Source organism: Pseudorhodobacter sp. W20_MBD10_FR17, assembly GCF_052119765.1.
GTDB lineage: Bacteria > Pseudomonadota > Alphaproteobacteria > Rhodobacterales > Rhodobacteraceae > Pseudorhodobacter.
The window spans coordinates 1-2,207 of the sequence record NZ_JBGQOQ010000099.1; the positions used below are offsets into that span (position 1 = coordinate 1).

General features: G+C 54.9%; 2 protein-coding genes. Both read right to left on the minus strand.

What is annotated here, in order from left to right; translation table 11 throughout:
- Positions 1-692: zinc ribbon domain-containing protein (locus ACEN2J_RS20720; protein ID WP_442108643.1), on the minus strand; the 692-nt coding region annotated here is incomplete at its 3' end.
- Positions 664-1,509 (minus strand): recombinase family protein, encoded by an 846-nt coding sequence (locus tag ACEN2J_RS20725; RefSeq protein ID WP_442108645.1) that lies wholly within the window; start codon positions 1,507-1,509, stop codon positions 664-666. The genes ACEN2J_RS20720 and ACEN2J_RS20725, both read right to left, overlap by 29 nt.
- Between the last annotated feature and the right edge of the window lie 698 nt (positions 1,510-2,207).

The window sequence follows — 2,207 nt, forward strand, 5'->3', positions numbered from 1 at the left end:
TTGATGACTTCGTGGAGGACACCGATCTCGCGGCCCGCATCAAAGCTAAATCGCCGCGGTAACAATGGAGCGGTTACCTTAGTGCGGTAGAGATCCGAAAGGCTCGGATGCAGCCGAAGGGCAGGGGGCTCGGGGGTCGTTGCCAGAAAACGGGTCAGAGTCTGCTTCTCACTTTCCAGCTGCTCCATCCTGTCCTTCATGCTGGGTTGGTACATTCCATCCTCAATCGCCGCCATGATACCCGCGATCTTCTTGTCGACCTGCCCCACATCGCGGCGCGCTTTTGCCCGTTCGGCATCTGCCCCTGCGGCAGTCGCATTGAACGCCAGGCGATATTCTTCGATGAAGGTGCTGATCAGGTTTGGATGCAGCAGGCTGTCACGCAGCCCTGTCAGGACGCGGTCCTCGACGACCTCACGCTCGATCGTCGCGCGGTTGGCGCAGATCGCCTCGCCCTTGTTGCGGGCCCCGGCGCAGCCGTAGCGGGTCTTGTTGATCAGCGTATAGCCGGCGCCGCAGCAGCTGCATTTGAGCAAACCGGAAAACAGATAGCCGGGTCGCCGTGCGTTCTCGGGCCGTGTTGCCCCGTTTTTGACCCCTGCCGGGTTCATGGCGTCGCGAATGGCGGCCTGCCGCGCTTTGACACGGTCCCAGAGGGCGAGGTCAATAATCTGCAATTCCGGCACCGGCACTGTGTCCACCTTTGCAGGCATGTTCAGCCGTCCCACCCCGTTTTTGGTTTTGCGGGTTTTTGTGGTATTTTTGGCGGTTCCAGACCAAGTGCCCGATGTAAAGTTCGTTGTTCAAGATGCCGGTGCCGCGTTTCCAGTTGCCCATGATGGTAGACGGCCCCCAGGTTCCGGTGCCCTTGCCGCTCTCTGTGGGGATGCCGTCCGCATTCAATCCGGCAGCGATCATGCGCGCGGAATGGCCAGCGTCATATTCCCGGAAAATACGTTCAATGACGGCAGCTTGCTCAGGGTTGATCTCGCGTTCGCCCGTGACGATGCTGCCATCTTCGTGGAACGCGCGCACCACCTCGTAGCCATAGCAGATCCCGCCAGCGGATTTGCCTTTCTTGATCCGCCCCTCCAAACCGCGGTGGGTCTTTTGCGCCAGATCCTTCAAATAGAGCGCCGACATCATGCCTTTGATCCCGACATGGAGTTCGCTGATCTCGCCTTCAGAAACCGTGACAATGGGAATGCCGAGAAACTGCATCTGTTTATAGAATGCCGCGATATGTTCCATATCACGGCTGATACGGTCGAGACCTTCTGCCACCACCACATCAATCAATCCGTGACGGGCATCTTCTTGCAGCTGCTGAAATCCCGACCGCAGCAGCGAAGCACCGGAAATGGCGGCATCTGAATAATGTTGTGCAAGGTCCCATCCGCGATCCGCAATCAGGCGAAGGCAAATGCGCTGCTGATCCTCGATCGATGCGCTGGACTGCAAATCGCTGGAATAGCGGGCGTAGGTTGCGGCACGAAGCGGCTGGGTCATGGGGTTAGTCCTTCAAATTTGCGATACGTTGGGCGGCGAGATCGGCATTTGCGGCCTGGCGCGCGAGCAGGCGGGCAATTGCGATGAGTGAAGGGTGAGGCTCTACTTGTGACATAGCAACAGGCGCTACCGAAGGCATTGCAACAGCGTCGAGCGGTGCGGTTGGCACCTCTCTGTTCTGCGCATGTGTCTGTCGGTCCCGTGCCATTAGCCGAGGTCTCCTGCCCGTCCTGATGCTTGATCAGTCGGGGTGCTTTGATGTAAATTAGGCCGAGAATTTGGTCGGCGGTGTAGACTTCACTATACAGCATGCGGAACCTCATTGGTCGGGCGAAGTGGCTGGAAATGCTCGAAAATCGCTGAATTTTGTGGATAGTCAGCGTGTCGAAAAAAGAACTCCAATACAAAAACTCGAACCTGAAACAAAAAAATATCTATAAAAATTCCAAAACCCAAAAACTCAAAAATCCGTAGTTTCTGACTTGTGCAAAAACCCAAAAAACAGAATCACTTTATCTTTGTTCTTTGAAAAAACCAAAAAACTGCTTCGTTCTTAAAAACCAAGAAACGAAGAAATCAAAAAGCCATAAAACGGAAAAAAACCCTACCCAAACGGCCTTGAGTGTTAATTGTCACTGAGAACTGACCCGGCGGGGATGCGGACAAAAACTTGGACTGTTTTTACGTCATAAGTCCTA

Bases quoted from the DNA above. Each gene is read 5' to 3' on its own strand.
- ACEN2J_RS20725 (WP_442108645.1), bottom strand. From the start codon at position 1,509: ATGACCCAGCCGCTTCGTGCCGCAACCTACGCCCGCTATTCCAGCGAT.